Raw genomic sequence first — 4264 nt, 5'->3', positions numbered from 1 at the left:
GGGCTCATAACCCAGAGGTCGCAGGTTCAAATCCTGTCCCCGCTACTTGGAAATGAGGCCCGGATCTTCTGATCCGGGCCTCATTGTCGTTGCCACCGGGACGCATGAGGGCGGCACCGCGGAAGGTGCCGCCGTGAAGATGCGGGCTCGACCATCGGACGGGCGTACCCCGGGCGAACTCGCCTGTCAGGAAGCGCAGTTGGGGCAGACGCCGCGATACGTCACCGTGGCGTCCGAGACGGTGAAGCCGTAGCGTTCGCCCTCGGGGAGCGCTGAGAGGGGGTCGCCCTGCGGGTGGACGTCGCGGATGGTGCCGCAACGCGAGCAGACCAAGTGCTGGTGGCTGTGGCGGACGTTGGGGTCGTACCGCTTCGCCCTGCCGTCCGTGCTGACCTCGATGACCTCGCCGATGGCGACGAGTTCGCTGAGGGTGTTGTAGACGGTGGCGCGGGCGATCTCCGGCAGGCGCGCGGAGGCGTGCGCATGCACCTCGTCGGCGGTGTAGTGCACGTGGTCGCCGTTGAGCACCTCGGCGACGACCCGCCGCTGCGCGGTGAGCCGCCAGCCGCGCTCACGGAGTCGGTCCAGCAGGTCACTCATACCGCCCAGGGTAGCAGCGCACGGTGCCTGTTCAGAAGTGGTACGGGTTTCGTATTCATCTTGACTTAGACAAAGTCCAATGTAGGATCGCACTCGGTGTTTGCAAAAGACACGATCGAAGCACAGGAGGCATACGTGACCGTGCAGGACAAGAACGCCGGACCGATGACCACGGAAGCCGGTGCTCCGGTCGCGGACAACCAGAACAGCCAGACCGCGGGTGTCGGCGGTCCGGTCCTGGTCCAGGACCAGCATCTGATGGAGAAGCTCGCGCACTTCAACCGCGAGCGCATCCCGGAGCGCATCGTCCACGCACGCGGCGCGGGTGCGTACGGCAAGTTCACGGTGACCGCCGACGTCACCAAGTACACGAAGGCCAAGTTCCTCTCCGAGGTCGGCAAGGAGACCGAGACCTTCCTCCGGTTCTCCACCGTCGCCGGCAACCTCGGTGCGGCGGACGCGGTACGCGACCCCCGCGGGTTCGCGCTGAAGTTCTACACCGAAGAGGGCAACTACGACCTCGTCGGCAACAACACCCCGGTGTTCTTCATCAAGGACGCCATCAAGTTCCCCGACTTCATCCACACCCAGAAGCGCGACCCGTACACCGGCTCGCAGGAGGCGGACAACGTCTGGGACTTCTGGGGGCTTTCGCCGGAGTCGACGCACCAGGTGACCTGGCTCCACGGCGACCGCGGCATCCCCGCGAGCTACCGCCACATGAACGGCTACGGCTCGCACACCTTCCAGTGGGTCAACGCGGCGGGCGAGGTCTTCTGGGTGAAGTACCACTTCAAGACCGACCAGGGCATCAAGTCGCTGACTCAGGCCGAGGCGGACAAGCTCGCCGGCGAGGACCCGGACAGCCACCAGCGCGACCTGCGCGAGTCGATCGAGCGCGGCGACTACCCGACCTGGACCGTGCAGGTGCAGATCATGCCGGCGGCCGAGGCGGCCACCTACCGCTTCAACCCGTTCGACCTGACGAAGGTGTGGCCGCACGAGGACTACCCGCCGATCGAGATCGGCAAGCTCGAGCTCAACCGCAACCCGAAGAACATCTTCGCCGAGGTCGAGCAGTCGATCTTCTCGCCGCACCACTTCGTGCCCGGCATCGGTCCGTCCCCGGACAAGATGCTCCAGGGGCGCCTCTTCGCCTACGGCGACGCGCACCGCTACCGCGTCGGCATCAACGCCGATCTGCTGCCCGTCAACGAGACCAAGGCGACCACCGCGCGCACCTACGGCCGCGACGGCGTCATGTACGACGGCCGCCACGAGGGCACCAAGAACTACGAGCCGAACAGCTTCGGCGGCCCTGCCCAGACCGACCAGCCGCTCTGGGCCCACTCCGGGGTCAGCGGTACCACGGGCGACCACCCCGCCGCTGTGCACGCCGAGGACGACGACTTCGTCCAGGCCGGGAACCTCTACCGGCTCATGTCGGAGGACGAGAAGCAGCGCCTCGTCGACAACCTCGCCGGGGGCATCTCGGGCGTCTCGCGCGACGACATCGCGCAGCGCGCCATCGAGAACTTCCGCAAGGCCGACGCGGACTTCGGCAAGCGTCTGGAGGCCGCGGTCCAGGCCCTGCGCGGCTGACGCTCGCCGAGGGTTCCGGGGCCCGTCCCCGGAGCACTTCGATCCGGTGGGGCCGGACGTCCGACGGCGTCCGGCCCCACCGGTGCTGTGTCTGACGGCGCCCTGTGCGTCAGGCGGCTGCCGCGCTCTCGCTGTACGCCCACCGGCGCAGGATGTCGCGGACCGAGACGATGCCGATCGCCTCGCGGCCCTCCAGGACGATGAGATGGCGGAAGCCGCCCCTCGTCATCGCCTCGGCGGCCTGCTGGAGCGACCAGTCGGGCGTGGCGAAGACGACGTCCCTCGTGGTGTGGGACCCGGCTCGCTCCTCGTTCGGATTCTCGCCGGCGCCCAGCGAGTTGAGGACGTCCCGTTCGGTCAGGATGCCGAGGCCGCTGGTCTCCGGATCGAGGACCACGGCGGCTCCGATGTTGCGTGCGGACATCAGTCGGGCGGACTGGCGGAGGGTGTGCGCGGGGCCGATGGTCAGAACCACCGAACTCATGGCGTCGCGGACGAGGTCGGGCACGGGTGCCTCCCTGGGAGGGTGTGGAGAGCCCACGAGAAACCTTTCACAAGGTCACAATCTTGGGGATTCTCATGTTCACATGAGGGGGTTGACCCGACAAGGGGCTGCACGCGGGGCTCACGCCGTCGCACGGCCCCGCACCGCACGCACGACGAGCGCCCCGCGGCACGGGTCGCGGGGCGCCTGCTCAACCCGCGGGCGCGGGCGGCCGGTTCAGGACGTCAGGTAGCCGAGCAGTTCGCTGTGGAGCAGCCCGTTGGAGGCCGCCGCGTTGCTGCCGAGCGGCCCCGGGCGCCCGTCGAGACCGGTGAAGGCGCCACCCGCCTCCTCGACGATGACGGCGTTCGCCGCCATGTCCCAGAGCGAGAGCTCGGGTTCGGCGCACATGTCGACGGCGCCCTCGGCGACGAGCATGTACGGCCAGAAGTCGCCGTACGCGCGGGTGCGCCAGCAGGCGCGGTTGAGGTCGAGGAATCCGTCGAGCATGCCCCGCTCCTCCCAGCCGGTGAGCGAGGAGTACGCGAAGGAGGCGTCGCGGACGCGGGAGACCTGCGAGACCTGGAGGCGGCTCGCCTTCGAGAGGCTGCGGCCCGCGTACGCACCGCTGCCCTTCGCCGCCCACCACCGTCTGTTGAGCGCCGGCGCCGAAACGACGCCCACGACCGGCCGGTCACCGCCCTCGCCGCGCTCGGTGAGCGCGATGAGCGTGGCCCAGACGGGCACGCCGCGCACGTAGTTCTTGGTCCCGTCGATCGGGTCGATGACCCACTGCCGGGAGCCGTGCCCTTCGGTGCCGAACTCCTCGCCGAGGACCGCGTCCCGGGGACGGGTGCGCCGGAGCGAGGTGCGGATCAGCTCCTCGGCCGCCTTGTCGGCCTCGCTCACCGGCGTCATGTCCGGTTTGGTCTCGACCTTGAGGTCCAGAGCCTTGAACCGCTCCATGGTCGCGGCGTCGGCGGCGTCGGCGAGCACGTGGGCGAGACGCAGATCATCGTGGTAGTCCGGCATGTCCCGCACAGTACCCAGCGGTGCGACCCCGGACCACAGGGCACCGGCCTTACGCCCGCGCGCCGCCGACCGGTCACCCGTGCGGAGCGCGGCGGGCGGCCACGCGCACAGGCGGGACCGCCGTGCGGGATGCCCTCGGCGGCCTTCGTACAGTACGGCGCAAAGGCGGGCACGCGGCAGGAGTGGGAGTTCACGTGACAGGCAGGCAGTTCCTCCTCGGCGTCGACATCGGTACGTCGTCCTCCAAGGGCGTCCTCGTCGACGCGGCGGACGGCGCGCTCCTCGCGAGCGCCGTCCGGGAGCACCCGACCTCGACGCCGTACCCGGGCTGGTTCGAGCACGACGCGGAGGAGGTCTGGTGGGCCGATCTGCGGGCGATAGCCGCCGAGTTGGGACCGCAGGCGGAGGGGCGGCTCGCCGGGGTCTGCGTCAGCGGGATCGGGCCGTGCGTGCTGCCGACGGACGGGAGCGGCGCCCCGCTGCGGCCGGCCGTCCTCTACGGGGTCGACACGAGGGCGCAGGAGCAGATCGCCGCGCAGACCGAGC

At 69.7% G+C, this 4264-nt stretch carries 5 protein-coding genes; 2 read left to right on the top strand and 3 right to left on the bottom strand.

Annotated features, from left to right (window positions below; genetic code table 11):
* Positions 1 to 186: 186 nt before the first annotated feature.
* Entirely contained in the window at positions 187 to 600 is a 414-nt protein-coding gene (locus tag UWG_RS0112365) for a Fur family transcriptional regulator (RefSeq protein WP_016907527.1), read from the bottom strand.
* Positions 601 to 735: 135 nt separating this feature from the next.
* On the opposite strand from UWG_RS0112365, the gene UWG_RS0112360 reads away from it, so the two are divergent.
* Positions 736 to 2202 (top strand): catalase, encoded by a 1467-nt coding sequence (locus tag UWG_RS0112360; protein WP_016907526.1) that lies wholly within the window; start codon positions 736 to 738, stop codon positions 2200 to 2202.
* 109 nt (positions 2203 to 2311) lie between these two features.
* Here UWG_RS0112360 and UWG_RS0112355 read toward each other — a convergent pair whose 3' ends face one another.
* Complete coding sequence (locus tag UWG_RS0112355) at positions 2312 to 2710, bottom strand: CBS domain-containing protein (protein WP_016907525.1); 399 nt, start codon at positions 2708 to 2710, stop codon at positions 2312 to 2314.
* Positions 2711 to 2923: 213 nt separating this feature from the next.
* Complete coding sequence (gene hisN / locus UWG_RS0112350) at positions 2924 to 3718, bottom strand: histidinol-phosphatase (RefSeq protein WP_016907524.1); 795 nt, start codon at positions 3716 to 3718, stop codon at positions 2924 to 2926.
* Positions 3719 to 3912: 194 nt separating this feature from the next.
* On the opposite strand from hisN, the gene UWG_RS29910 reads away from it, so the two are divergent.
* Positions 3913 to 4264: FGGY family carbohydrate kinase (locus UWG_RS29910; RefSeq protein WP_033196100.1), on the top strand; the 352-nt coding region annotated here is incomplete at its 3' end.

The organism is Streptomyces xiaopingdaonensis (assembly GCF_000262345.1).
Classification (GTDB): domain Bacteria; phylum Actinomycetota; class Actinomycetes; order Streptomycetales; family Streptomycetaceae; genus Streptomyces; species Streptomyces xiaopingdaonensis.
Note: the sequence above shows the minus strand (reverse complement) of the source record. Positions and strands in the feature narration are given on the sequence as shown.